This window comes from Archangium sp. Cb G35 (genome assembly GCF_001896145.1).
GTDB lineage: Bacteria > Myxococcota > Myxococcia > Myxococcales > Myxococcaceae > Archangium > Archangium violaceum.
Genome location: NZ_MPOI01000002.1, coordinates 910,462 through 936,930, shown reverse-complemented (window position 1 = coordinate 936,930; position 26,469 = coordinate 910,462). Strand labels below are relative to the sequence as shown.

At 68.7% G+C, this 26,469-nt stretch carries 16 protein-coding genes; 10 read left to right on the top strand and 6 right to left on the bottom strand.

Going from position 1 to position 26,469, the window contains the following annotated elements; genetic code table 11:
- Positions 1–15: 15 nt before the first annotated feature.
- From BO221_RS10330 to BO221_RS10315, 4 genes are read left to right on the top strand one after another with little or no spacing between them, the layout of a single operon-like run.
- A complete protein-coding gene (locus tag BO221_RS10330) occupies positions 16–1,872 on the top strand; it encodes an amidohydrolase (protein ID WP_233165859.1) in 1,857 nt (618 codons plus the stop codon).
- On the top strand, positions 1,862–3,487 hold the full coding sequence (locus BO221_RS10325; protein WP_073560194.1) for an MFS transporter: 1,626 nt from the start codon (positions 1,862–1,864) through the stop codon (positions 3,485–3,487). Before BO221_RS10330 ends, BO221_RS10325 begins: the two co-directional genes overlap by 11 nt.
- On the top strand, positions 3,484–3,711 hold the full coding sequence (locus BO221_RS10320; RefSeq protein WP_073560193.1) for a DUF1427 family protein: 228 nt from the start codon (positions 3,484–3,486) through the stop codon (positions 3,709–3,711). Before BO221_RS10325 ends, BO221_RS10320 begins: the two co-directional genes overlap by 4 nt.
- The gene (locus BO221_RS10315) at positions 3,708–3,866 is read left to right on the top strand and encodes a DUF1427 family protein (protein ID WP_073560192.1); all 159 of its coding nucleotides are present in this window, start codon (positions 3,708–3,710) and stop codon (positions 3,864–3,866) included. Before BO221_RS10320 ends, BO221_RS10315 begins: the two co-directional genes overlap by 4 nt.
- A gap of 12 nt (positions 3,867–3,878) precedes the next feature.
- Here BO221_RS10315 and BO221_RS10310 read toward each other — a convergent pair whose 3' ends face one another.
- Positions 3,879–4,499, bottom strand: a complete 621-nt coding sequence (locus BO221_RS10310) for a DUF1877 family protein (RefSeq protein ID WP_073560191.1) — start codon at positions 4,497–4,499, stop codon at positions 3,879–3,881.
- Positions 4,500–4,674: 175 nt separating this feature from the next.
- Here BO221_RS10310 and BO221_RS10305 point away from each other — a divergent pair, with 175 nt between their 5' ends.
- On the top strand, positions 4,675–7,077 hold the full coding sequence (locus tag BO221_RS10305; RefSeq protein ID WP_158079812.1) for a lantibiotic dehydratase: 2,403 nt from the start codon (positions 4,675–4,677) through the stop codon (positions 7,075–7,077).
- A gap of 78 nt (positions 7,078–7,155) precedes the next feature.
- On the top strand, positions 7,156–9,900 hold the full coding sequence (locus tag BO221_RS10300; RefSeq protein WP_073560189.1) for an Ig-like domain-containing protein: 2,745 nt from the start codon (positions 7,156–7,158) through the stop codon (positions 9,898–9,900).
- A 27-nt stretch (positions 9,901–9,927) separates the two neighbouring features.
- On the opposite strand, the gene BO221_RS10295 is transcribed toward BO221_RS10300, so the two are convergent.
- Together BO221_RS10295 and BO221_RS10290 are read right to left on the bottom strand one after the other, a co-directional pair.
- A complete protein-coding gene (locus tag BO221_RS10295; protein WP_073560188.1) occupies positions 9,928–15,651 on the bottom strand; it encodes an ATP-binding sensor histidine kinase in 5,724 nt (1,907 codons plus the stop codon).
- A gap of 123 nt (positions 15,652–15,774) precedes the next feature.
- Positions 15,775–18,801, bottom strand: coding sequence for an ATP-binding protein (locus BO221_RS10290; protein WP_073560187.1), 3,027 nt, complete (start codon positions 18,799–18,801; stop codon positions 15,775–15,777).
- A 282-nt stretch (positions 18,802–19,083) separates the two neighbouring features.
- Here BO221_RS10290 and BO221_RS10285 point away from each other — a divergent pair, with 282 nt between their 5' ends.
- Genes BO221_RS10285 through BO221_RS10275 form a run of 3 tightly spaced genes read left to right on the top strand, consistent with a single transcriptional unit; the run spans position 19,084 to position 21,211 of the window.
- Entirely contained in the window at positions 19,084–19,377 is a 294-nt protein-coding gene (locus BO221_RS10285; RefSeq protein ID WP_073560186.1) for a hypothetical protein, read from the top strand.
- A complete protein-coding gene (locus tag BO221_RS10280) occupies positions 19,374–19,661 on the top strand; it encodes a hypothetical protein (RefSeq protein WP_073560185.1) in 288 nt (95 codons plus the stop codon). Before BO221_RS10285 ends, BO221_RS10280 begins: the two co-directional genes overlap by 4 nt.
- Positions 19,658–21,211 carry a PepSY domain-containing protein gene (locus BO221_RS10275; RefSeq protein ID WP_073560184.1) on the top strand — a complete coding sequence of 518 codons (1,554 nt, stop codon included), beginning with the start codon at positions 19,658–19,660 and terminating at the stop codon, positions 21,209–21,211. Before BO221_RS10280 ends, BO221_RS10275 begins: the two co-directional genes overlap by 4 nt.
- Here BO221_RS10275 and BO221_RS10270 read toward each other — a convergent pair.
- A complete protein-coding gene (locus tag BO221_RS10270) occupies positions 21,199–23,322 on the bottom strand; it encodes a TonB-dependent siderophore receptor (RefSeq protein WP_073560183.1) in 2,124 nt (707 codons plus the stop codon). The genes BO221_RS10275 and BO221_RS10270 overlap by 13 nt on opposite strands.
- A gap of 91 nt (positions 23,323–23,413) precedes the next feature.
- Complete coding sequence (locus BO221_RS10265; RefSeq protein ID WP_073560182.1) at positions 23,414–24,331, bottom strand: LysR family transcriptional regulator; 918 nt, start codon at positions 24,329–24,331, stop codon at positions 23,414–23,416.
- A gap of 120 nt (positions 24,332–24,451) precedes the next feature.
- On the opposite strand from BO221_RS10265, the gene BO221_RS10260 reads away from it, so the two are divergent.
- Complete coding sequence (locus BO221_RS10260; protein ID WP_198956080.1) at positions 24,452–25,474, top strand: NAD(P)-dependent alcohol dehydrogenase; 1,023 nt, start codon at positions 24,452–24,454, stop codon at positions 25,472–25,474.
- Here the strand turns inward: BO221_RS10260 and BO221_RS10255 are convergent.
- Positions 25,454–26,425 (bottom strand): MBL fold metallo-hydrolase, encoded by a 972-nt coding sequence (locus BO221_RS10255; protein WP_073560181.1) that lies wholly within the window; start codon positions 26,423–26,425, stop codon positions 25,454–25,456. The two genes, BO221_RS10260 and BO221_RS10255, sit on opposite strands and share 21 nt — an antisense overlap.
- Between the last annotated feature and the right edge of the window lie 44 nt (positions 26,426–26,469).

Below are 26,469 nucleotides of genomic sequence, written 5' to 3'. Positions count from 1 at the left end.
GTACCGATGGCCGACATGATCGTCAGAAACGCCCGGATCACCACCCTGGACCGGGACAACCCATCGGCGACGGCGTTGGCCGTCGCCGGTGGCAACCTGCTGGCCATCGGCGGCGATGCCACGGTGATGGCACATGCCACCGCGGGGACCCGGATCATCGACGCCGGGGGCCGGCGTCTGATTCCTGGTCTCAATGACAGCCACCTCCATCTGATCCGCGGTGGCCTGAATTACAACATGGAGCTGCGTTGGGACGGCGTGCGCTCGCTGGCCGACGCGATGGCGATGCTCGAGGAGCAGGTGGCTCGGACACCGGCGCCGCAGTGGGTGCGCGTGGTGGGCGGCTTCAGCGAGCACCAGTTCGCCGAGAAGCGGCTGCCAACGCTGCGGGAGCTCAACGAGGCCGCACCGGAGACCCCGGTCTTCATCCTGCACCTGTACGACCGGGCCCTCCTCAACCGCGCCGCATTGCGCGCCGTGGGCTACACCAAGGACAGTCCGGATCCTCCCGGTGGGCGGCTCGAGCGGGACCAGGCCGGCAATCCCACCGGATTGCTGCTGGCCAAACCCAATGCGCTGATCCTCTATGCGACGTTGGCGATGGGTCCGAAGCTGCCGCCGGAATTCCAGCTCAATTCCACCCGCCATTTCATGCGCGAGCTGAACCGGCTGGGCATCACCTCCGTGATTGACGCTGGCGGAGGCTTCCAGAACTACCCGGATGACTACGAGATCATCCAGAAGCTGCATGCCGATGGCGAGCTGACGGTTCGCATCGCCTACAACCTGTTCACCCAGAAGAAGGGGGGCGAGCTCGCGGACTTCGACAAGTGGTCGCGGATGCTGACGCCGCTTCAGGGCGACGGCATGCTGCGCCACAACGGTGCTGGCGAGATGCTGGTCTTCTCGGCGGCGGACTTCGAGGATTTCCGTGAACCGCGCCCGGAGCTGCCGCAGGGGATGGAGGGCGAGCTGGAAGACGTGGTCCGCCTGCTGGCGCAACGCCGCTGGCCCTTCCGCATCCATGCCACCTACGACGAGAGCATCAGCCGTGTGCTCGATGTCTACGAGAAGGTGAACCGCGAGGTGCCCTTCGACGGATTGCACTGGTTCATCGATCACGCCGAGACCATCTCCGAGCGCAACATCGAACGCGTGCGCGCGCTGCGGGGCGGTATCGCCGTCCAGCATCGCATGGCGTACCAGGGCGAGTACTTCGCGGAGCGCTACGGCAGTGAGGCAACCCGGAACACGCCGCCGGTGCGCAAGATGTTGGACGCGGGCGTGCCGGTCGGCGCTGGCACCGATGCCACGCGCGTGGCCAGTTACAACCCGTGGGTGGCGTTGTACTGGCTGGTCACCGGCCGCACGGTGGGCGGTCTGTCGATGTATGGCGAAGACAACAGGCTGGAACGGGAAGAAGCGCTGCGCCTGTATACGCACGGCAGTGCGTGGTTCTCCCATGAGCAGGATCGCAAGGGCCTCCTGAAGGTGGGCCAGTATGCCGATTTCGCTCTGCTGTCCTCGGATTTCCTCCGTGTGCCGGAAGAAGCCATCCAGGACATCACCAGCGTGTTGACCGTGGTGGGCGGCAAGGTGGTGCACGGCAGCGATGACTTCGGCCCGCTCGCTCCCGCGTTGCCCAAGCCCATGCCGGACTGGTCGCCGGTGAACCGGTTCGGTGGCTACCAGGGCGGCACCCAGGCTCAGGCCCGTGCCATGTTCGCCCGGGCGCAACGGCATTCTCACCCACCCGGAACGTCGTGTGCCGTGCATGGTCACGGCAAGGATCACGCCGCACACCACCCCACGCCCGGCGGCGGGCTGCGTGACTTCTGGGGTGCATTGGGATGCTTGTGCTATGCCTTCTGAAGCTCCAGCGGTGGGTGCATGGGCCCCGCTTCGCAACTCCGGGTTCCGTTCGCTCTGGCTGGCGGTCCTGGCCAGCAACATCGGAACCTGGGTCCAGGATGTCGCCGCCTCCTGGTTCATGTCGGAGCAGACGGGCTCTCCGCTCATGGTCGCGGCCGTGCAGTCCGCGACGACGCTGCCGGTCGTGGCGTTCGCGCTCGTTGCCGGCACGCTGGCGGACATCGTTGACCGGCGGCGATACCTGATCGGCGTGCAGCTGTGGATGCTCTTCGTGGCCACGCTGGTCGCCCTGGCGGCACATGCCGGCCGGCTCGATGCCTGGTTGTTGCTGTGTCTGACATTCGCGCTCGGCACGGGCGCGGCGATGGCGATGCCCGCCCAGGCCGCGCTCACCGCCGACATGGTCCCGCGCGAGGCGCTGGCACCGGCGGTGGCCTTGAGCTCCATCGGTATGAATATCGCGCGCTCCATCGGCCCCGCGCTGGGCGGGCTGGTCGTGGCGCGATTCGGAGCGGCCTGGGCGTTCTCCCTGAATGCGCTGTCGTTCCTGGGCCTGGTGTTCGTCCTGTGGCAGTGGAAACCGTCGAAGTCCGCCTCGGCCCTGCCGGCCGAGTCCTTCGGCGGCGCACTGCGCGCGGGGTTGCGCTATGCGCTGCAAGCCGGTGAGTTCCGGTCGGTGCTGGTCAAGGCGGCCTGCTTCTTCGTGTTCGCCAGTGCCGCACCCGCGCTGCTGGCGATCGTGGTCCGGCAGGAACTCTCCGCCGGAGCGGGCACCTACGGAATGTTGCTGGGATTCATCGGGGCGGGTGCCATCGGTGGCGCCATCGCCTTGCCGAAGCTCCGCAAACAGTTCGATGCCGACAAGCTGGTGCCAGCCGCGACCCTGCTCTACGCCCTCAGCATGCTGGTCCTGGCGGGCATCCGCGACACACGGATTCTCTGCGTGGCGATGCTGGCCAACGGCATGTCGTGGATCACCGTGCTGTCATCGCTGCAGACCGCCGCGCATGTCTCGGTACCTGGCTGGGTACGCGCCCGGGCGCTGTCGCTCTACATCGTGGTCTTCTCCGCGGGCATGGCGGGGGGCAGCCTGATCTGGGGAACGCTCGCGCAGCAGGCTGGCACCGGGGTGTCGCTGACCGTGGCGGCGGTCTCGACGGTGCTCGCGGGTATCTTCTCGCTGCGTTTCCGTCTGAGCGTGGCCATGGCACGGGATACCACTCCGTCCGCGCATTGGCCTCAGCCGGCCGTGGCCGCGGAGGTGAGCCATGCCCGGGGTCCGGTGCTCGTGACGGTGGAGTACCTCATCGATTCGCCGGATCGCGAGGAGTTCCTGCATCACATCCACCTGCTCGGAGGCACCCGCCGGCGCGACGGGGCGGTGCAGTGGGGAGTCATGGAAGACGCGGCGCAGCCGGGCCGCTTTCTCGAATATTTCATCCTCGATTCCTGGCTGGAGCACCTCCGCCAGCATGAGCGTGTCACCCACGAAGAGCAGCACTTGCAGGACAAGCTTCGCGCCCTGCATCGCGATGCGCAGCCTCCGGCCGTGCGCCACTTCGTCGGAGCCACACCCTCGAGCCCTCACATCGTCCCGCTGGAGCACGTTCCTTGAACTGGAAATTCTGTATTGGCCTGCTGCTCGGTCTCGCTATCGGTCTGGGTTGCCGCTGGCTGGGCATTCCGGTCCCCGCGCCGCCCATGCTGGTGGGGGCGTCACTCGTTGTCGCCATGACGAGCGGCTACCTGCTGGCGGACCATTTCATCGCGACGCACCCCGCGAAGCATCGCAACGACTGCGGTGGGCCCAGCGGTGAGGCCCGGGAGACGCGCACATGATGCACCTCATGGTCGGTCCTGTCCTGGCGTTGGCCATCGGTGCCGGCTGCCGCCTGCTCGACATCCCCTTGCCCGCACCGCCAAAACTGCAAGGCGCACTGCTGGTGCTGGCCATGACCGTCGGCTATCTGCTCGGCGATCATCTCCTGCGCTGAGCAGCCGGGAGCTCAATCCGTGCAGACCAGCACGGTGTTCCCGTGCTCGGCGGCCGTCAGGTAGAAGGCGCGGAAGCGGTGGAAGTGTTCGCGGAGCCAGATCCACTCCTGCTCGTTGGCGTGGCTGGCGAAGAACTTGTAGACCCCCGCGGCTTCCATTCTGTCCGGGACGCACTGCTTCTCGAGTGACTCCCATGTCATCGGGGTGAGCACCCGGGCGATCTCCGCGACCCGCTCGGGGGGCGTGTAGCGCACCGGCACGCCCTGTCCCGAGCGCACGTGTTCGGCGATGAGGGACTCCCCGCGTACCGCCACATCGAGCAGCGCGTCGGTCTCCGAACCCGGCTCGCCTCGACGGTGGGCGGACAGCACGTAGTGGAGCTGGTCCCACCTCCGCTCCAGGTCGCAGTTCCGCTCCTCCAGTCCTGGTTGCTGCTCGAGGAGCGCGTGGACGCGTTGCCACAGTTCGAGCTCACCCGGATCGGGTTTCCCCGGCGCCAGGGCGCCGCCAGGTCCCTTCCGGAACCACATGGGCACGAGCCCGAGCCACTCACCCAACGAGGCGTCTTCTCGCGCCCGCTCGATGAGGCCGGCCGTGGCGGGGATGGCCTGATAGATGCGGTCGAGTCCCATGAGCCCCCCAGCCTAGCCGCTCCGGGGGCCACCATTGTCAGCCCTGTGTCCGGGGAGCTAGAAAGTCCGGACAATGCCGAAGAGCGCTCCCGGACATCTGGTCCCCCTCTCGAATGGCTGGTCTCTCTGGAAGGACTTCTGCGTTCGTGGCGCGGGATTCCCCGCGTCGGAGGTCTTGAAGCTCGCCAGCCGGGAGCTCGCCTCGGCGGTGGACGCGTGGTTGGACCTCGAGGAGCGCACCCACGCGCTCCGTCAAGAGCTCATCGCCTCCCTCGATCGTGTACGGCAAGGGTTGCCCCCGGACGAGGCCCGCGCGCTCAACGGCGCCATCAAACGTCTGGCCCGGGGAGGGATGCCCCAGGAGCTCCAGGCCGGGGACGAGGCCCGCACGCGCTTCGAGGCCCTGCGCTCCAGCCTGGCGGAGCAGGAGGCGGCCCGGGCCCGTCTGGACACGCTGTTCGAGCGCGAGAGCACCCGCCTTGGTGAGATCCTCCGGGCCCAGGCTCGCGAGAGCCTGTTCCGCGAGGCGCTCGTGTGGCAGAACCGCGCCGCGCTCCACTCGGCCATCGAGCCGTTGCTGCGCAGCCCGCCGGATGAGCGCAGCGCCAAGAGCCGCACCCGGGAGCAGCTCGTCGCCAACTACCTCCAGCGCTACACCGTCAAGAACGACTCCATCGGCTTCTTCGGCCCGCTCGGCTGGGGCACCTTCTCCGAGGAGGGCCCCTCCGTCTCGGCCCTTCCCGGCCCCTCGCTCATCGATGGCCGCCGGGTGTCCCTCGATTTCTGGCCCATCGAGGCACTGGCCCAGAAGTTCTCCAGGTTCCCCGGCATCAGGCCGTGGCTCGCTCCCCGCCTCATGGCCTATGCGCGCATCGAGGGGCGGACCTTGCACATGCCCCTGGGCAGCGAGGAGCTGTCTCCCACGCCGCTGCGCCTGCTCACGTTGAGTGATGGCGAGCGGATGGCCCGGGAGATCGCCACCACGGTGATCGCCGAGGGTCTGTTCTCCTCGGAGGAGGACGTCTACGCCGCGCTGGAGGAGCAGAGGTCCCGCGGCGTCCTCGTCTGGGAGCTGGAACTGCCCACCCGGGCGCACGGGCGCGAGGTGGTCCTGCGGCAACTGCTGGAGCGGATCGGCGATGAGGCCGCGCGCTCCACGGCTCTCGCCGAGCTCGCGGAGCTGGTGGAGGCCCGCGAGGCCGTCACCCGCGCGGCGGGAGACCCGGCCGCGCTGGACCGGGCCCTCGGCGAGGTGGAGAGCCGCTTCAGCCGCCTGACGTCCATGGGGGCCACCCGCAACGCCGGCATGACGTACGGCGGGCGCACCATGATCTACGAGGACTGCCGCCGGGGTCTCGACGTGACGTTCGGCCCCGAGCTGATCGAGCGCATCCGGCGTCCCCTCTCGCTGCTGATGCTCGCCGGGCGCTGGTACTGCTACCAGATTGGTCTCCGATGCCATGAGACCCTGGTTGGGCTCTTCCGCTCCATGTGCGAGCAGCTGGGGACGGACACCGTGGAGGGCGTCCTGTTCTGGCCCGCCACCACCGAGATCTTCCCAGAGAACGTCAACAAGCCCCCCGCCTTCGCCGAACCCGTGTTGGCCGACTTCACGGCCCGCTGGTCCCGCATCTTCGGCCTGCCCCAGGCTCCTGGGCAGCGCGTGCTCGAACTCTCCTCGGAGGCGCTCGAGCCCCTCGCTCGCGAGCTCTTCGCCGCCCCTCATCCAGGCTGGCCCAACTCGCGCTACCACTCGCCGGATCTGATGATCAACGCCAGGAGCCTGGAGGCCCTCCAGCGCGGCGACTATCAGGTCGTCCTGGGCGAGCTCCACTTCGCGGTCAATTCCCTCGAGCAGGAGTTCTTCATGGACTCGCACCCGGAGCCCTCGCGGCTGCTGGGCGCCATCGCCGAGGACGTGGGGCCGCGCTTCTCTCCCGTCGTGATGAAGGGCGACATCTACAGCGCCCGCGGTGTCACCCCCCTCGCGGAGCACCCCGAGGACGTCATCTTCGAGTTCGGTGCCTCCCGCTCCTGGCGTCCCCGCTCCCAGGTGGTGGCGCTCAGCGACCTGGTGCTGAGGATGGTGGACGGACGGCTCATGTCCTGTACGCGTGATGGCTCCCGGTGCTGGGACGTCATGCAGGTGGCGCAGGTCATCCTCCCGGTCATCACCGTCCCGCTGCTGCCCCCGCTGCCGTACATGCCACGCATCACCCTCGACGGCCTCGTGGCGGCGCGCGAGGCGTGGCGTTTCCAGGTGGCCGACCTGCCCTTCGTCCAGGCTCCCACCACCGTGGAGCGCCTCATCGGCGTGCGCCGCTGGGCCCGTGCCCACGGTCTGCCCCGCTTCCTCTTCTTCAAGGCCTCCTCGGAGCGCAAGCCCAGCTACCTGGACCTGGAGAGTCCCCACGCCGTGGACAACTTCCTGCGGATGCTCCAGGGCGCGAAGTCGGTGTTCGTCTCGGAGATGCTCCCGGCGATCGATCACACCTGGCTGCCGGATGCCGAGGGCCACACGTACACGGGCGAGTTCCGGATCGTCGCGGTGGACCCGGAGCGCTGGCGGCCGGACTGAAGTGGCTGGAACGATCCACTTCTCCAGGATTCCTTCAATACACCAGGAAACCGTTTCCGACTCCCGAGGGGGAGATCCATGCGGCTCCTGGTCACATTGCTCGCTGTTGGATTCGTCGAGAGCACGCCTCCGTCCGTTTCGCTCCTCAACCTTCCCCCCACGGGCGCGGCGATCGGGGATTGGACCTACACGATCTCCGCGGAAGCCAGCGACGACTCCGGGGTGAGCCAGGTCGAGTTCTTCGTGGATGGAGCGTCACTCGGCATCGCCACCGCTCCTCCCTATAGCGCCCCGTGGGACGGCCGGACGGCGGCCAGCGGCGAGCACACGCTGACGGCGGTCGCCACGGACATCCACGGCAACGCCGCCACCTCCAACCCGGCGATCGTGACGGTCGACCGTGCGCCCCCGGCCCTGTCCGTCATCTCCCCCACGGCTGGGGCGACGCTCAGCGGCATCATCCCCATGCGGGTGGACGCCAGGGACGATGCCGCGATCAACATGGTCTCCTATTCCTGGGATGGGAGGTGGATCGCGCACCCCACCACGCCGCCCTTCAGTCTGGACTGGGACAGCACCGCGGAGGCGGACGGCCCCCATACCCTGGCGGTGACGGCCTTCGACAGGCTGGGCAATTCCGTCACGAGCACGTTCACGGTGAACACCCAACAGCCCGTGAGCGCCCGATATGACAGCTATCTCGAGGTGCCCGTGTGCGCCACGCTTGCTCCCTTCTGCGACACCACGAACCTCGTCAGGCTCTCGGATTATTGGGAGCCCCATACTCCCAATACGCTCAGACCCAGATGCCACGACGGCTCGATCGCCTACCCCTACGATCAGGTCCGCCGGATCAAGGTGTCGACCCTCAGTGGTGCGGCCTTCGCGACAGGCGAGCGGGTGCGGATCGATGCCCACGTCGGCATCGACCGTGTGTTCCCCCTGTTGGACCTGTTCGTCGCGAGCGATGCCAGCGAGCCATCGTGGACGTTGCTGGCCACGTTCGAGCCAGGGCAACGGGGAGACCAGGTGTTCTCGGCGGAGTACGTCCTGCCCCCGGGCAAGCTCCAGGCGGTGCGAGTTCAACTCCGGTCGGGGTATGCCAACTCCCCCACGCCGTGCAGCGTGGGTTCCAGCAACGATCGTGACGACGTGGTCTTCGCGGTGGAATCACCTCCGCAGGTGAAGCTCACCTCTCCCGGCAACACCTCGCGGCTCGACGGACGGGTCACGGTGTCCGCGGAGGTCGATTTCTTCCATCCAGTGACGAAGGTCGAGTTCTACGACGGCACGACCCTGTTGGGCACCCGCACCAGCGAGCCCTATTACATCGTCTGGGACACCGCGAGCGTGGCGGATGGGGCCCATACGCTCATCGCGAAGGTCTACGACACCGCGGGCCGCGAAGGGACTTCTCCCGCGGTCGGAGTGACCATCGACAACACGCCACCGGATGTGGCGCTCATCTCCCCCTCGCAGGGGGCATTCCTCCGGGGCGCGGTCACGATCGAGGCCACCGCCTCCGACACCGTGTCCGTCCCCTGGATCGAGCTCTACGTCGACACGACGCTGCTGGACGCCGGTTCCGGTGGGGACTTCAGACGGGGCTGGAGCTCGTGGACCGTGCCGGACGGGCTCCACACGATCACCGTGAAGGCCCATGACCAGATCGGCCACGTGAGCACCGCCTCGGTAGAGGTGAGCGTGGACCACACCGCGCCAACGGTGGCCCTCACCGCGCCGCGCCTGCCGAGTGGCACCTATCTCAGGGGACCCATCCAGCTGAGTGCCACCGCCAGTGACAACCTGGGGGTCGCGCGGGTCGAGTTCTACAGGGGCAGTGGGATCCTGATCGGCTCCGTCACCAGCGCGCCCTATGAGCTGAGCTGGGACAGCACCACCGTGGCGGATGGGTCCTACTTGATCTCCGTGAAGGCGTACGACCACGCGGGCAACGTCAAGGCTTCCGATTCGTCCTCGGTGCGCATCGACAACAGCCCGCCAGCCGCGGCGTTCGCCTTCCCCACGCAGGGAGCATTCCTCCGGGGGACGGTCACGCTCCAGGCCGCCGCCAGCGACAACCTGTCCCTCGCGCTGCTGGAGTTCTACGACGGCACGACGCTGCTCGGCACGGCGTCCAGCGGCCGCACCACGCTGACCTGGAATACGGCGGGCGCGGCGCAAGGGCCCCATACGCTCACGGTGAAGGCCCATGACAAGGCCGGCAACGTCCACACCTCCGCCGCGGTGGAGGTGTTCATCGACAACGTCGCGCCGGCGACGGCCGTGAGTGCTCCCGCCCAGAACGCCTGGCTGAGGGGAATCGTCCCGGTCAGTGCCACCGCGAGCGACAACCAGGGCGTGGCGCGAGTGGAATTCTACGCGGGCACGACGCTGCTCGAGACCGTCACCACGGCGCCCTACACGGTGAGCTGGGACACGAGGAGCGGGCCCGATGGCAGCGTGACGTTGACGGCCCGGGCCTACGACGCGGCGGGCAACGTCACCGTCTCCGCGGGCCGCGCCGTCATGGTGGACAACTCCGGCCCCACCGTGGCCATCACCTCTCCGGCCAACGGCACTTCGTTCTCCTTCCTCACCTTCAGCACCACCGTCCAGGCCAGCGCCAGTGACAACGTGGGTGTCACCCAGGTGGTCTTCTACGACGGCGCCACCGTCCTCGGCACCGACACCACGGCCCCCTACAGCGTGACCTGGAACCTGGTGGGCGCGGCCAAGGGCACGCACACGCTCACGGCCAGGGCGTATGACGCGGTGGGGAACGTGACCCTCTCCGGGCCCATCTCCGTGACGGTGAAGTGAGGCGGGCCCCCGGCGGACCCGGGAACCTCACGCGTGTCCGACGGCGTGTGGGGCACTGACTCCGAGGGTGGGGGGGCCGGACCGCGGGAGATGGACGGTGAAGCAGGTGCCGGCCCCTGGCGTGCTGTCGACGTGGATGGCGCCGCCGAGCGCCGAGACGAGCTCGTGGACGATGTAGAGCCCCAGGCCCAGCCCGCCGTACTCGCGTGCGGAGACGGCGCGCTCGAAACGCTCGAAGATGTGGGGAAGCCTGTCCGGCGCGATGCCGATGCCGTGGTCCTTCACGGTGAGCCGCGCGATGCCATCGTTGGCGGTGACGGCCAGCTCGACGGGCTTGCGGTTGCCGAACTTGATGGCGTTGGAGAGGAGGTTGGTGATGACCTGCTCGAGGCGCGTCCTGTCCCAACGGCCGATGACGGGGGAGCCGGTCTGGAAGACAAGAGGGGAGGGGCCGGACTCCTCACGGAAGTGCTCGACGAGCTCGCGGGTGAGGGCGGCGAGGTCCACCTCCTCGAGTTGGAGGTGCACCTGGTCGGCCTGGAGGCGGGAGACGGAGAGGAGCTCGTCGATGAGGCGGGTGAGGCGGCGTATCTGGCGCCGGGCGTTGTGGGAGATGCGGGAGACGGCCTCGGGGGAAGCGGGAGCGGTCGCGCGCGTGAGCCCCTGCATGGAAATCTGGAGGGAGGTGAGGGGGGTGTACAACTCATGGGAGGCGATGGAGAGGAACTCGTCGCGAAGGCGGATGGCCTCCCGGGCTTCGCGGTAGAGCCGGGCGTTGTCGATGGAGCTCGCGGCACGGCGTGCCAGTTCCTGCGCGAGGGCGAGGTCGGCGGGCCCGTAGCGGCGTTCGGGCGTCACGCCCATCAGGCTGATGGAGCCGATGCTCTTGCCGTGAGCGATGAGCGGTACGGCCATGCCGGAGTGGATGCCGTAGGAACGCAGCAGCTCGAGGTGCTCGGCATCCACGCTGATGGCCCGGAGCAGCTCCTCGGAAATCTCTGGAACGACCTGCGGCTCGCCCGTGCGCAGGGCCACCACCGCCGGCAGCCGTGAGTCCCATTCCATGGGGTGTTTCCGCTGGATTTCGTGCAGGAGCTCCTCCTTGGCGCGGCTGGCGCAAGTCAGGGCGACGCAGTGGATGGTCTGGGGCTCTTCCGCGACGAGGACCAGGCAGCAGTCGGCGAGGGTGGGAACGGCGAGGCGGGCCACGCGGGAGAGGGTCGTCTCGTAATCGAGGGACTCGGCCATGGCCATGGAGGACTCGGCCAGGAAGCGCACGGCGCGCTCGGCCCGGCGGCGCTCCTCGACCTCGGCGTGGAGCTTCTCGAAGAGGAGGCTGTTCTCCAGGGAGATGGCCATCTGGGAGGAGAGGTGCTGGAGGACCCGGACGCGGCCGGGGGCGAAGGCACGGGTGGCGAGGTTGTTCTCCAGGTAGAGCACGCCCACGGAGCGGGCCTGGCGGCGGATGGGGACGGCGAGAGCGGACTTGAGGGCGTGGGTGGTGATGTAGGAATCGGAGGAGAAGGGACTCCGGCGGGCATCGGAGAGAATGACCACGTCTCCGGAGTCGTAGGCCCGGGCCACCATGGCGGAGGGCACGTGCTGGGAGGCGCGGAGGGGCGTGCGCTCGAGGGAGACGGGCTCGGAGGTGGAGCCGAGGGCGCGGACGAAGAGGGCGCCATCCTCGTGGAGCAGCAGGGCACCGCGCTGCGCGCCGGCGACTTCCAGGCACACCGTCATGAGCTTCTCGAGCAGCCGGTCGAGGACCACTTCGCTGGAGAGGGTCTCCGCGGCCCGGAGGATGCTGCGCAGGTCGAGCGCGGCGCCGCGTGCTTCCTCGTGTTCGCGCGTGGTGGGCGTCTTCCAGGGCAGCGCCTCGGTGAGGGTGAGTTCCGGGAACTCCTCTTCCAGTGCCACGGCCTTGGCCCTGGCGCCCCAGCGAGCGAAGCCCTTCACGGCGGCACACAGGTAGAGGGCGGCGATGCGGCGGTGGCCGAGGGCGTAATAGAAGCGGCCCGCCAGATCATGCGCGAGGGCCTCGTCCTGGGGGAACTCGCTCTGGTGAGCGGAGTCGATGGCCGAGTCATACAGGCGCATGGCCTCGCTCTGGCGGCCCTCGAGGCGGGCGAGCTCGGCGGAGACCAGCAGGTGCTTGTGGCGGAAGTTCCCGGGGCAGCCGTGGGCCCAGGTGCCGAGCCGGTGCAGGTGCTCCTGGAGCCCGGCCAGGAGGGAGTCCTTCTCGGAGGAGGGCGCCGAGGGGTAGCAGGCCGCGAGCGTCAGCGCCGTGTAGAAGGCGTAATCGATCGACGGGAGGAGGGGCCGCACGAGGTGGAGGTGGGGGACCGCGGCGCGAGACATCTCCAGGGCATCGGCGAGGTCTCCCAGCAGGTAGGACGTCTGGACGCGCAGGATCTGGTACTCGCAGAGCACCAGCGGGCTCGAGCGGATGGAGTCCAGGTACTCCGTCTCGGAGAACGAGGCATCCTCGTAGCGCGCCCATGGGTGGGTCCGCTCCTGGAGGCACCGGATGGCCTGGCGGTATCCGAGGAGGAGGCTCGCCATGTCCCGATGACCGGCCTTCCGGGTGAACACCAGGCTGGCCTCGCATTCCGCGTGGGCGCGGGAGAGCTCGGTGCCCATGGCGAACAGGACCTCCACCACTTGCGTGGCGGCGAAGCCGGCGAACATGAACTCATTGCCCTCGATCCCCGCGGCCACGGCCCGTCGCAGCAGCGGGAGGTTGAGCCGATAGGGCACCCGCCAATGCGCCACGCTCCCGGCGAAGGTGGTCAGGCACCGGCTCTCCTGCCTCGGGTCGGCGTAGCGCCGGCTCAGCTCCACCCCGGTCTCGCCGAGCATCATGCCGGTGTCGTCGCCGTCCGTGGGCACCTCGAGGGTCATCGCGTAGGCCACGTAGGCATGCGAGGAGTAGGCGCTGTGGCCGTGCTCCAATGAGAGGCGGAGCATCCGCGCCTGGAAGAAGGTGAACAACCAGGGCTGGTCCGCGAAATACGTGGCCATGACGACGCTCGACATGAACCGCATGAGGGCGAGGAGCCGCGGATCCCTCATGGTGGAAGCCGCCAGGAGCTCCTCCCGGGTGCGGCCCCTCAGCAGCTCGTTCACGGCGGCGGATTCCTCCGCGAGGGCACGCTCGAGCGCATGCTCCGGTGGAGCCTGCCCCATCAGCCGCAGCCCTTCTCTTCCCCACGCGAGTGCCTCTCGGAGGTTCCGGGAGATGGTGTAGGCGATGACATGGATTTCGTAGAGGCCCACCTTCTCGAGGTCCGAGGTGACATGGGGCAGGGCGGCCTGGATGAGCGCCTCGGCGAGGGAATGATCTCCGGTGAGGTGCGCACACTCCGCCGCCTTGCGGTGAAGCAGGAGCGCCAGCTCGGGGTGTGACCGCCACGCCTCGCGCGGGAGGCACTCGAGGCCATGCCGCAGGTAGACGAGCGCGGAGTTGAAGGCCGAGGCCGCCTCGGCCTTGCCGCCGGCTTTGCAGTAGAGATCGGCGAGCTGGATGCGCTCGGAGGGCTCCAGCTTCTGGCTCGACGCCTGGCCCATGTCGAAGTGGTCGGCCACCTCGAAGATGCGCTCGTCGAGCTCCTGCTCGGAGACTCCTTCCATCAGCCGGGTGCCCACCTGGCGGTGGATGTGTCGCTTCTTGTCCTCGGGAAGCAGCGAATACACTTCCTGCTGGATGCGGTCGTGCGCGAAGCGGTAGGTGGCGGCGGGTGCCGCGGGGCTCTCCGAGGCCAGGCGCCCGCCCCGCGCGAAGCGGGGACCCTGGGTGGCGGGGAGGAGGAGCCCTTCCTGGATGGCGCTCCAGAGTGCTCCGGCCGTGTCCTCGATGGAACTGCCCGCCACGGCGGACAGCAGCCAGAGGTCCACCCGGCCACGAAGACAGGCGGCGATCTCGAGCAGCCGCTGGGTGAGCTCGGGGAGCCGGCGGATGGCCGGGAGCATCAGCTCGATGACGTTCTCGGTGACTTCCACCTGCTCGATACGTTCCAGGTCCCAGTTCCACCGCTCCTGTTCGGTGTCGAAGGTCAGGAGCCCGGATTGGTGGAGGAACCGCAGGAGCCGCTCGACGAAGAAGGGATTGCCGGCCGTCTTGAGCAACAGAAGCCTTGCCAGAGGCTCGACGTGCCGGGGCGCACGGTGAAGGGTGCCGCTACAGAGTCCGATGAGCGCGTGAAGGCTCAGCGGGGGCACCTCGAGGGTATGGAGGGGCGCCCCCGAGGCGTGCACCGCCCCGAGAACCCGGGTCAGGGGATGGTCCGGGCCCACCTCCTTGGAACGATAGGCGCCGAGGAGCAGCACGTGGCGGAGGTCCGGTGCCGTGGCCAGGCTCTGGAACAGCCCGAGCGAGCCCGTATCCGCCCACTGCATGTCATCCATGAAGAGGACGAGGGGATTCTCGCGGGTGGCGAAGACCTGGATGAAGGCCTGGATGGAGAGCTGGAAGCGGCGCTCGGTCCCCATGGCTCCCAGCGGGGCGGGGGAGGGCTGTTCCCCGATGAGCCGTGTCAGCTCGGGGATGAGGCGGGTCAGGATGCCGCCGTTGGGGCCCAGCGCGTCCCGCAGGCGCTGGCGCCAGGAGCGGCGCACGGCGGGTGGCTCCTGGAGCAGGCCGCGAACGAGCCCGCCCAACGCCTCCACCAGAAAGGCATGGGGCACGTGGCCGTGGAGCGGATCGAACTTGCCGGGGAGGAACCGGGCCTTGCCCGCGAACCGCCTGCGCATTTCGTGGACGAGCGAGGTCTTGCCGGAGCCCACATCGCCCGTGATGAGGACGGCCTCACTGGGGCCCGAGCCGGTCCGCTCGAGCGCGCCGCGCAGCCAGGCCAGCTCGTGCTCACGCCCGTGGAGTCTGCCGGAGATGACGAGCTCACGCGCCCGGTCATGCCAGGCGAGCGTGAAGGGCGCGATGGTGCCGGTGTCCTTCCTCTGACGCCGGGCCTCACGCAAATCCAGGGCGAGGGCCTCGGCGCTCTGGTAACGCTCCTCGGGCATCTTGGAGAGCAGCTTGAGGACGATGCGGGAGAGGACCTGGGGGATGGAGGGGTTGAGCTGCTCCGGGGGAACGGGCGACCTGGCCAGATGGGCGTGGACGAGCTCGACAGGGTCCGCCGAGACGAAAGGGGGAATGCCCGTGAGCATCTCGTAGAAGGTGGCGCCGAGGGAGTAGAGGTCGGCCCGGTGGTCGACGAGCCGGTTCATCCGTCCCGTCTGCTCGGGCGCGATGTACGCCAGGGTTCCCTCGGACGCTCCCGCGAGTCCCGTGGCCCTGGTCGCGGTGCCGAAGTCGATCAGCGTCAGCCGCCAGGTGTCGGGCCGCACGACGAGGTTGGAGGGATTGATGTCCCGGTGGATGACGTTGCGCTGGTGAAGGTGGCGGGCGATGTCCGCGGCCTGGATGGCCAGCTCGAGGAAAGACCCGAGCTCGAGCGGCTTCTGTCCCAGGCGCTTCTCGAGATCGAAGGGACCGGCGTCCTCGAGGACGAGCGCCAGGTCTCCCGTCACCTCCAACAGCCGGAGGGGCCGCACCACCCCTGGAACGTCCAATCCACACAGCATCTCGTGCTCGTGGCGGAGCGAGCCGGTGGCATGGGCGGCGTATGGCCCGGGCTGGACCCTCTTGATGATCCAGGATGTGCCGGTACGCTCCTCCCGGACACGGAAGACGGCGTACTGGCGTCCCCAGTGGATTTGTAGAACGTCCTGGTAGCCAGGAATCTGGAGCAAGCGACCGCCCCCCCGATGAAGCGACTGGAGCACAGTCCCCGAGACCACCATGGAGGTGGACGGGAGCCTTCAGAAGCATCGGGAGGAGGGGCCAGCGATTGCTCGAACGCGTGGCCTCCAGGCTCAGGCCTGGGCCTCTCCGGACATCCTCTCCGGAGCGAGCGGCAGCTCGACGACGAAGGTGGCTCCACCGCCGGCGGTGTCCGCCACGTCAACCGAGCCGCCGTGTGCCTCCGCGACCTGCCGTGTCATCCACAACCCCAGACCCAGGCCGCCATAGTGGGTCACGGACACGGCGCGCTCGAATCGCCCGAAGATGCGCTCGTGCTCCTCGGGGGGGATGCCGATGCCATGATCCACCACCCTCAAGCGCGCCAGCCCTCCCGCCAGACTGATGCTCACCTCGATGGGTTTGCCCTGCCCGAACTTCATGGCGTTGGACAGGAGATTCCGCACCACCTGCTCCATGCGTTCGCGGTCGAAGTGGCCCACGACCGCCGCGGTGGCCGTGAGCGTCAACAGATTCCCCGCCACCGTCATCTCCTCACGCATCCGGCGCACGCTCTCGGTGACGAGGGTGGCGAGGTCCAGTTCCTCGAGGCGCAGACGCAAGTGTCCGGAGGTGATTTGCGAGACGTCCAGGAGCATTTCCACCACGGATGCCAGCCGCTGCACCTGCCGGTGCGTGACGGACAGGCGCTCACTCAGGTGTGTCCGCGCTTCGGCACCCAGGGCGCGCTCGAGCAGATCGAGCTGTAGCCGGAACGCGGTCAGGGGAGTCTTGAGCTCGTGGCTCGCCACGGACAGGAAGTCGTCCCGGGCGCGGACTGCCTCCTCCAACATGGCTTCCCGGGCTTCATGCGCCGCTACCTGACGGCGCACCCGGGCCATTTCCAGCTGTGTGCTCACACGAGCCACCAGCTCGCGTGCGCTGAAGGGTTTCACCAGGTAGTCGTCCGCGCCCGCCTCCAGGCCCTCGACGTTCGCCTCCTCTCCCGCCCGGGCCGAGAGAAGGATGAAGGGGATGGCGCGCAAGGAAGGGTCAGCCCTCAGCGCGCGCAACAGGCCGAAGCCTCCCAGGATCGGCATCATCACATCGGAGAGGATGAGGTCTGGCTTGCGCGCCCGGGCCGCCTCCAATGCCGCATGTCCATCTCCCACCGTCTCCACCAAGAAATGGGGAGCGAGGAGGCTCTCGAGGTAGGCGCGCAGGTCGGCGTTGTCGTCCGCCACCAGCACGCGGGCGCCGGACAGCGGCCGTCCGGTGCGTGCCTCCGCGGGTACACCCTCCGAGGGTTCCGCCGCCAACCAGCTCGCCACCTCCTGCAGGTGTCCCTCCGCCCGCTCGAGACTCCCATTCGCCGGCAGCGCTTCCTGCCGTACGTGCTCGGATGGCAGGTGGGAGTGTCCTCGAGGAATGCGGACCGTGAAGGCCGAGCCCTGGCCGAGCGTGCTCTCCACGCCCACGCTGCCTCCGTGCAGCTTCACCAGCTCCTGCACCAGCGCGAGGCCGATGCCACTGCCTTCGTGGCTCCGGCTCCTGGCGCCCTCCACGCGGTGGAAGCGCTCGAAGAGGTGGCTCAACTCCTTCTCGGGAATCCCCGTGCCCGTGTCCGCCACGCGCAGCACCACCTCCGCTCCCTCCAGGAAGAGGGACACCGTGATGCCACCCTCGAAGGTGAACTTGAAGGCATTGGAGAGCAGGTTGAAGACGACCTTCTCCCACGAGGTACGATCCACCCACACGGGCTCGGGGAGGGGAGGCGCATGCCGCGTGAGGGCGAGGCCCGCACGTCTGGCCGTCGACTCGAAGTGGCTCACCAACTCCCGGGTGAAGGTGGACAGGTCCACCGGTTCGAACGAGGCCTGCGCGCGTCCTGCTTCCAGGCGGCTGAACTCGAGAAGCGTGTTGACGAGCTTCAAGAGGCGCACCGCGTTGCGCCGCAGAAGCACCAGCCGCTCGCGTTGGCGAGGGCCCAGGCCTTCCTCGGAGTCGGCGAGCGCGTCCTCCAGGGGCCCCATCATCAGCGTGAGCGGTGTCCGGAACTCGTGGCTGACGTTGCTGAAGAAGGTGGTCTTGGCCCGGTCCACGGCCGCGAGCCGCTCGGCCCGTTCGCGCGCTTCCTGCTGGGTGCGGGCGCTGGAGGCCATCCGCACCATGGCCCCGGCCGCGAGCTCGAGGAAGCTCAGGTATTCACCATCCGGGACCAGCCGGCGGCTGAGTCCCACGACCAGGAAGCCGAAGGCGCTCTCTCCTTGCGCTGTCGCCAGCGGAACTACGAGCGCGGAGTGGGGCGCGCCCAATCCGTTCGGGTCCGGCAATGCGCGGAGCCGGGTCTTCAGGTCCGTGAAGAGCTGGGCCCGGCCGGTGCTCGCGACGGGGGCCAGCATCCATCCCGATGGATCATCGGAGGCCACGCGCAAAGCCACGCGTGACGGTAGACCCGCGCTCTCGGGCTCCACGCCACGGGCGCCCACCCGTGAAGCACTCGAGCCATCCGCGTCCGTGAGATACAGCACCGTGAAGGGCACGTCCGCGGAGTTGTCCCCGAGCGCGTTCAGCGCCTCACGGCACGCGGCCTCCACGGACGTGGAGCCCGCCGCCCGGTCCACGATGGCCTGGAGGGTGCGAAGGCGGCGCTGGCCCAGCACCTGGCCCGTCGTCTCCATGGCCGCGGTGTAGATACCGGCGACCCTCCCGGCGTCGTCGAGGATGGGACTGTAGGAGAAGGTGAAGTAGCGCTCCTCGGCGATACCGTTCCGCTCGAGCGGCAGGAGCTGATTCTCCGACCACGTCGGCTGTCCCGTGCGTTCGATGCCGTCGAACATCCGCTGGATGACGTGCCAGATTTCGGGGAATACCTCGCACACGGGTGCCATGGCCGTGTGCGGGTGCCTGTCTCCCATGATGGGAATGCCAGCGTCGTTGTAGAGCTGGAAACGCTCGGGCCCCCAGTAGATGAACATGGGGAAGCGGGTCGACAGGCACATGCCCAGCGCGGTGCGCAACGGCTGGGGCCAGGATTCAATGGGCCCGAGCGGCGTCTGGGACCAATCCCTCGCCAGGATTCGCCGTCCCATCTCGCTGCCGTTGTCCAGGAACCAGGGCCATGCACGCGATGCCGAGTCAGGGGGGAGTGAGTCCTTCATGGCCGCACCTCACGGGTCATACGACCACCGTTCGAAGATGGGTCCCCCCCACACCGCCGAAGGTGTCAGATGCCTCGTAGGGCTGGAACAGGTCTCACATGTAGATGTCTACAAGGGGTGTCGTGTTTCCGACGCAAGAGAACGCATAGGACGGATAAGGATGCTTTGCGGGGGCCCCTGGCCTCCAGCCGGGCCCATCCGAGGCTTGACGGGTGAGGGGGCTGGGGTGAAAATGCAAATCATTCTCATGTTCTGGCGACGGGTGCATCCAACGGAGTGGCGGTGTTGAGTCTCGCGGCGCTCGCCTTTTCCGTGTCGGCGGTGTCGTTCCTGAGCAACGGGGAGCGGGGTTCCTCGCGGTGGGTGGCGGCGGTGGCGGCGCTCGCCGCGGCGGCGTCCTCCATCGCCGCGTACGGTGCCGTGCAAGGACTCCTCGTGACGCTCGTCCTCGCCATGACGGTGGCCTCGGTGCTGGTGCTCGTCCTGGCGCCCCGGCCCGGGCACGCGCGGACGGTTGCCATCGTGAGTGGGCTGTTCGGGCTCGTGCCCGCGCTGCTCGCGGGAGCCATGGGGTGACGGTGGTGGCCGAGAGCAAGGCCGCGGGACACAGCCTCGCGCGGACACTCGCCGCCCTCCTGGGGGCGCCCCTCGCCGCGTTCGCGGTGGGCGCGGGCCTGGTGGCGTTCCTCCCGGTGTCTCCGGAAGTGGCCTATCTGATCGGATTCCACGTGATGGTGCCACTCTGGGTGGTGCTCGCGTGCGCGCTGCCGCTGCTGAGGAACGGGCGCGTGGCGTGGGGCGTGTGCCTCGCCCTCTCGGGGCCTGTCGCCATCGCGCTGATGCTTCGGAGGCTCGGGTGAAGCTCGCCCCGCGCACCTTCCGCATCCAGTGGGACCTGCACGCGTGGGCGGGCGTCGTCGCGAGCCTCTTCCTGTTCGTCATCTTCTTCTGCGGCGTCTTCTCGCTGTTCCGAGAGGAGCTCGAGGTGTGGCAGGAGCCCGCGCTCCACGCCGCCCCCGGCGGAGGTCCGGCCCCGTCCTTCGATGCGCTGATGGCCCACCTGACGAAGCAGGGCCCGCTCCCGCGCGGCGCGCATGTGGGCTTCCTGACGCACGAGGAGACACGCTTCGTCACGGCCTACGTCTTCCCGCCGGGCGAGCCGCGGGAATTCTGGCTCGATCCCGTCACCGGCGCGGAGCTGACCCCACGGAGCCGCCTCTCGAGCGAGCTCTATTGGATGCACTTCTTCTACCGGGTGCCGCGAGGCATGGAGCTCACGGGCCTGCTCGCCATCGCGTCGCTCGCCGCGCTCGTCAGCGGCTTGTGGATCCACCTCAAGGACCTGCGCCAGCAGTGGTGGCGATTCCGCCCCTCCCAGAAGCCGCGCTTCTCCGCGTCCGATGCGCACAAGGTGCTCGGCGTCTTCGGACTGCCCTTCACCGCGATGATGGGCTGGACGGGCGCCGTCCTGTGCCTCTCGGCGCTGGCGGGGCAGGGGCTCACGGCCACGGTGTTCGACCGGAACCCCAGGCGGGTGAGCGAGCTCGCGGGCTACGCACAGCCCGTCCGGGAGGCGGCCCACGCGGACGCCGTCATGCGCCCCATCGACGAGCTCGTGTCCCGTGCCCGTGCCGCCGTGCCCGGAGCCACGGGGACGCCCCGCTACGTCGAGCTCCAGCTCCACGGTGACGCGAACGCGTGGGCGGGTGTCTTCTTCCAGCTCGAGCCGCTCGGTGCGGACCACTTCGCCTTCATCGACTCGGTGAGCGGCGCTCCGCTCTCCACGAGCCGGGAGTACGCGACCCCCTCCTTCTCCTTCGAGCGCGTGCTCTTCGACCTGCACTATGCGCACTACGGGGGGCTGCTGCTGAAGCTGCTCTATGCCCTGCTCGCGTTCGCCATGTGCGCGGTCATCCTCACCGGCAACCTCATCTGGCTCGAGCGGCGGGACAGCCAGCGCGAGCACCTGGGCAACCGGCTCCTGGAGCGGCTGACAGTGGGCGTGTCCGGAGGGCTCGTCTTCGGGACCTCGGTCTACTTCGCGGCGAACCGCGCGCTGCCGGAGATGCCGCGGCGGGCTGATTGGGAGTTCGGCCTGTTCCTCGGAGCCTGGGCGCTCGCGGCCGTTCTGACGCTCGTGCCTCGGGCGTCGTCACGCCAGGCGGGCGTCGTGCTCTGCATGGGGGCGGCGGCGCTCTTCGGCGGAGTCGTCGTCGCGGACGTGGCCTTCCGGGAAGCGAACCTGTTCACGGCGATCTCGCGAGGACTGCCGCCCGTCTTCATCTCGGAGCTGCTGCTGTGCGCGCTCGCCCTGGGGTGTGGAGGCCTCGCGAGGGGCCTGGCGAGGAAGCGTCCACCGGAGGCCCTTCGGGCACCCCTCGGGACGCCTCCCCATGGCTACCAGGTGTAGCCGACCTTGAACGTGGCCCGGCGCCGGTCACCGTAGAAGCAGGCCGTCGCGGAGCTGCAGGCAGAGACGTAGGTGTCGTCCAGGAGGTTCGAGGCGTTGAGCGCCGCCTGCCAGGGGCCCTTCTGATAGTGGATGCCCGCGTCCACGAGCGTGAAGCCCGGCACCTCCAGGGTGTTGTTGCGATCGGCGAACGACGCGCCTACGTGGCGTGCACCCGCCCCGATCCCAAGGCCCTGGAGCACTCCGCTCTGGAGGGTGTAGTCGAGCCACAGGGAGGCGAGGAGCTGGGGCACTCCCACCGGAACCTTGCCCACCTCGAAGTCAGCGCCCTGGGTGATTTCCAGCTGGTAGAGCGAGGCGGAACCGATGAGGTTCAGGCCCTGCACCAGGCTCGCGTTCGCCTCCAGCTCGAGGCCGCGCGAGCGCACCTCGCCGATCTGCAGCTGGTTGAAGGCGCCATCCGTCGTCAGGAAGTTCTCCCGCCGCAGCTCGAAGGCGGAGAGATTGAGCGTGGCCTTCGCCGCGTCCGGCTGGAACTTGATGCCCGCCTCGAGCTGCTGGCCGCGCTCGGGCTCGAAGAGCTCTCCCGTCGCGGTGACCCCGGCGACCGGGTTGAAGGAGCGGGCATAGCTGACGTACGGCGCCAGGCCGTTGTCGAAGGTGTAGATGATGCCCGCGCGGCCACTGAAGGCCTGCTCGCCGCCGTCGTAGCTCGAGGCCGGCAAGAGCGAGTTGTCGAGCCGCAGGCCCACCCAGTCCTGGCGTCCGCTGAGCACCAGGTTCAACCGCTCGGCGATCCGGAGCTGGTCCTGGAGGTAGACGCCGAACTGGTTCTGGCGGACCGCGTTGACCGCGTAGCGCGAGGCGGTGGGCGTGACGGGAGCGTAGGCGGGCTCGAGCAGGTCGAGCGAGGTTCCGGCCTCGTAGCCCTGCTCGTCGTCGAGCGCGTAGTGCTTGTAGTCGAGTCCGAACAGCACGGTGTGCTGGAGCGGCCCGGTGTCGAAACGAACCTGGGCCTGATTGTCGACCGTGAAGAGATTCGTGAGCGGCGTCGTCACGAAGTTGCCACGGGCGAGCTGTTCGTCCTCCGGCGAGCCCGCGTACCCGACGCCATAGAGGGTCTGGAAATCGAGGGCGAGGTGGCCGTAGCGCAGGTTCTGGCGCACCGTCCAGGTGTCGTTGAAGCGATGCTCGAACTCGTAGCCGATCAGCGCCTGGTCACGCTTGAAGTGGTCCGAGTCCGGCTCGCTCGTGAAGAGCTCCGTGGGGATGCGCCCGTAGGGGGCGTTCACGACGGTGCCCACGTAGGGCAGGAAGTTCTGGCCGCGCGTGCGATCCACCAGGTAGCTGCCGTGAAGGGTCAGGCTCGTATTGGCGGTCGGCTTCCAGGTCACGCTCGGGGCGAGGAAGAGCCGGTTGTTGCCGGTGTATTGGACCTGGGTGTTGCCGCCCCGGGCCAACGCCGTCACGCGGTAGAACCACTGCCCGCCCTGACCGATGGGGCCGCCGAGGTCGGCCGCGCCGTAGCCATTGAGGTACTCATTGATGCCGGCCTCCACATGGAGGAGCCGTTCGGCGGGAGGCCGTTTGCTGACGAGGTTGAGCAGGCCGCCGGGATTGGTGCCGCCGTAGAGGACCGACGAGGGGCCCCGCACCGCCTCGATCCGCTCCATCCCGAAGGGCTCGAGCCTCCAGGTGGCGAAGGAGCTGGAGAAGAGCTGCAACCCATCCAGGTAATAGCCGGCCTCCTGGGAGGGGAAGCCCCTCATCAGGAACCAGTCGTTGCGCGAGTCGGCGCCGAACGACTCGGAGCGGACGCCGGGCGTGTAGCGCGTGGCCTCGACGATGCTCTGCGCCTGCTGGGCGTCCATCTGCTCACGGCCCACGACGGAGACCGACTGCGGCGTCTCGAGCAGGGACGCATCCGTCTTGGTGCCGCTCGCGCTCTGCCGGGCGACATATCCGTTCACGGGACCCGTGGCGCTCTCCCGCTCGTCCTCGACATGAACGGTGTCCAGGGTGAGCGGCTGCTCCTGCTCCTGGGCAACCGCCGCCGTCGAGAGCGCGAGCAGTGAGACGCCCACGAGAGTACTTGGAATTCGAGGAGACATGTTGTGGCTCTTGAAAATGATTCTGAATCGCAATGTCAGGTGACAGGCGTGTGGCCGCCTAACATGGGTGTACGAGGCGGGCAAGCCAGGATCACACGCCTTCCTCGCCGGACAGCCGCTCGGGAATGCACGCGACGAGCACGTCGATGGCGGCGCGCACCTTCGAGGGCAGGTGGTTGGTCCGCGGCCACACGGCGTAGATCTCATTGCCGTAACGGCGCTCCTCCTCCAGCACCGCGACGAGCCGCCCGTCCCGCAAACGCTCCGCGACGAGCCAGGAGGGGAGCCACGCCAGCCCGGCGCCCTGCACCGCGGCATCCGCGATGGTCTCCACGTCATCGAAGCGCAGGCGCGAGGGGACCGGCACGAGCTTCTCGCCCCCCTGCCCATCCGGGAACCGCCAGGGTTTGGAGATGCCGTTGCGGCCGTAGACGACGGCCTCGTGGCCGTCCAACTCCGCGAGTGTCGCGGGATGGCCATGCCTGGCGAGGTAGGCCGGCGAGGCGCAGACCAGCATCTCCTGGACGCCCAGCCTGCGAGCCGTCAGGCCGGCATGGTCCGAGAGGGGAGCGACTCGCACCGCCAGGTCATAGCCCTCCTCGATGAGGTCCACCACGCGGTCGCTGAAGGAGACCTCCACCTCCAATCCGGGATGCTGGTGGGCCAACTCCCAGAGCACGGGGGCCGCGCAGTGCCGGCCGAACATCACCGGCGCGCTCACGCGCAGGCGGCCGGTCGGGGCGCGACGGCCAGAGTCCAGCGCCGCCGTGCCGGCCTCCAACTCCGCCAGCGCGCGCACGCAGCGCTCGTAGAAGGCCTGGCCATCCTCGGTGAGGCTCTGCCGCCGCGTGGTGCGCAGGAACAGGCGTGCCCCCAGGCGGACCTCCAGCCGGGCAATGCTCTTGGCAACGGCCGAGCGCGACAGGCCCATGCGCTCGGCGGCGAGAGCGAAGCTCCCGGCCTCGGCGGCCTGGACGAACGCGACGACTCCACTGAGGCGCTCCATCATGACTCCGCTCCCATTGGCGACTTCGTGTCCACGGTGAACCGACGCGATGTCGCTACTGGAGAAAACCACTCGCCTTTATATCCCTCCCGGTTCTTCCACGCACTGACCGGGAGCAAGACGATGGGTGGCACGATGAAGCGGTGGCAGTTGTTGCAGGGGGGCCGGGCGAACCTGGAGCTGGCGGAGGTGGCGATTCCCAGGCCGGGTCCGGGCGAGGTCCTGATCCGCGTCTCGGCGGTGTCACTCAACTACCGCGAGAAGCTCGTCCTGGATGGGGCCGGGTACTCGGATTCGTCCAGGCCGTTCGTTCCGACCTCCGATATGGCGGGAGAGGTCGTCGCCGCCGGGGCGGGCGCTCACCGCTTCGCGGAAGGTGCCCGCGTCATCGCCAACTTCCAGACCGACTGGGTGGACGGTCCGTTGCCTCGCGCGAATGGCGGGGTGCGCAGTCTGGGCGGCAGCGCGCCGGGCGTGCTGGCCGAGTACGTGGCCATGCCCGAGAGCTGGCTGGTGGCCTCTCCCAGAACGCTGGATGACCTCCAGGCGAGCACGTTGCCGTGCGCCGGGCTCACCGCCTGGACCGCGCTGGTGGAGCTGGGGGGCCTGCGCCCGGGCCAGACGGTGGTGACGCAGGGGACGGGCGGCGTGTCCCTGTTCGCGGTGCAGCTCGCCTCGGCCATGGGCGCTCGGGTCATCGTGCTCTCGGGGGATGAGGACAAGCTTTCCCGAGCGAGAGCGCTGGGGGCGGCCCACGGCATCCACCGCCGCCACACGCCCGACTGGGAGAAGGCCGTGCTCGACCTCACCCGGGGCGAGGGCGCCGACCACATCCTGGAACTGGTCGGTGGGGACAACCTCGCCCGCTCGGCGAAGGCGCTCGCGTCCGGCGGGCGCATCTCCCTGATTGGCGTGCTGGAAGGCTTCGAGTCCCGCTTCCCGGTGCTTCCGCTGCTCCAGTCGCAGGGCGTCATCCAGGGCATCTTGGTGGGACACCGGCGCGGCCTGGAGAACCTGGTGCGCGCGGCCGACCAGCTCTCGCTCGCGCCCGTGGTCGATACCGTCTACTCCCTCGCCGAGTTCCCGAAGGCGCTGGAGCACCTGGACCGTGGGCCCTTTGGCAAGCTAGTGATTCGCGTCCGCTGACGTCGGCGGCACGCCAATGCACGGCGGCACCTCACCGTCGCCGGTGCCGAAGAGCTCCACGAAGGCGCGGCGATCGTGCGCGGGCAGGATGAGCAACCCTGGATCCCGCGCGTGGAGCTGCACCAGCTTCGCCACCTCCGCCTGGGTGCGTGCGAGGTCTTCGTCGGTGAACTGCCGCATCAGCCACGACTTCCCCACGTTCCGCTCGATGGATTCCCTCAGGTTGATGAGGTCTCCCACGTGCACGAAGCGCTGGGTGGGTGACACGTTCACGAACGTCGCCACGCTGCCCGGTGTGTGCCCGAAGGTGGGCACCACCACCACGGTGCCGTCACCGAAGACGTCGAAGCGGGCCTCGTAGTTCGCGTAGGGCTCCGCCTCGAAGGGGAGGGGCACCATGCGGTCCTTCAATGCCCGGGCATGCGCGGGGAGCGCCACCCCGTGCGGGTGCTCGAGCTCCGCTTCGATGAGCTGCTTCTCCTCGGCGGCCAGCCACACCGGTACGTCCGGCAGCGACGCCACTCCGCCGGCATGGTCGGCGTGTACGTGAGAGAGCAGCAGCGCCTTCGGCCGCGTCACCCCGAGCGCGGTGAGGGCGTCCTTCAAGTTCCGCCGTGGCTCGTTGCGGCCCGCCGTCTGCGAGAAGATGAAGCGTTTCCAGGCGCCCAGCTCCTGCTTCTCCTCCTGCGCGTGGGGAGAGATGCCGGTGTCGAGCACGAGATCGCCCTTCGGGTGGCGGATGACGAGCGCCGCGGAAGTGACCTCCCACGTGTCCGCGACGGTGGAGCCGCCCGCGCCGTACCCCCCTGGTGCCGTCAAACCGCCTGTGTCCACCCAGCACACCTGGAGCGGCGTGCCCGGGGACGGCGGGGGGACGAAGGCGTGGGGCGCCGCCGGGGGCAACGACGCGCACGCGGTGGACAGCAACGACAACACGATGAGCTTTCGCATGGGGCACTCCTCCTGGAGGGTTCGAGCGAAAGGTGCCCGTCCGC

What these genes read in the sequence shown, in the direction of transcription:
- BO221_RS10330 (WP_233165859.1), top strand. Translation starts at nt 16, where the DNA reads ATGATCGTCAGAAACGCCCGGATCACCACCCTGGACCGGGACAACCCA.
- BO221_RS10270 (WP_073560183.1), bottom strand. Translation starts at nt 23,322, where the DNA reads ATGTCTCCTCGAATTCCAAGTACTCTCGTGGGCGTCTCACTGCTCGCG.
- BO221_RS10315 (WP_073560192.1), top strand. Translation starts at nt 3,708, where the DNA reads ATGATGCACCTCATGGTCGGTCCTGTCCTGGCGTTGGCCATCGGTGCC.
- BO221_RS10255 (WP_073560181.1), bottom strand. Translation starts at nt 26,425, where the DNA reads ATGCGAAAGCTCATCGTGTTGTCGTTGCTGTCCACCGCGTGCGCGTCG.
- BO221_RS10260 (WP_198956080.1), top strand. Translation starts at nt 24,452, where the DNA reads ATGGGTGGCACGATGAAGCGGTGGCAGTTGTTGCAGGGGGGCCGGGCG.
- BO221_RS10265 (WP_073560182.1), bottom strand. Translation starts at nt 24,331, where the DNA reads ATGATGGAGCGCCTCAGTGGAGTCGTCGCGTTCGTCCAGGCCGCCGAG.
- BO221_RS10325 (WP_073560194.1), top strand. Translation starts at nt 1,862, where the DNA reads ATGCCTTCTGAAGCTCCAGCGGTGGGTGCATGGGCCCCGCTTCGCAAC.
- BO221_RS10300 (WP_073560189.1), top strand. Translation starts at nt 7,156, where the DNA reads ATGCGGCTCCTGGTCACATTGCTCGCTGTTGGATTCGTCGAGAGCACG.
- BO221_RS10290 (WP_073560187.1), bottom strand. Translation starts at nt 18,801, where the DNA reads ATGAAGGACTCACTCCCCCCTGACTCGGCATCGCGTGCATGGCCCTGG.
- BO221_RS10310 (WP_073560191.1), bottom strand. Translation starts at nt 4,499, where the DNA reads ATGGGACTCGACCGCATCTATCAGGCCATCCCCGCCACGGCCGGCCTC.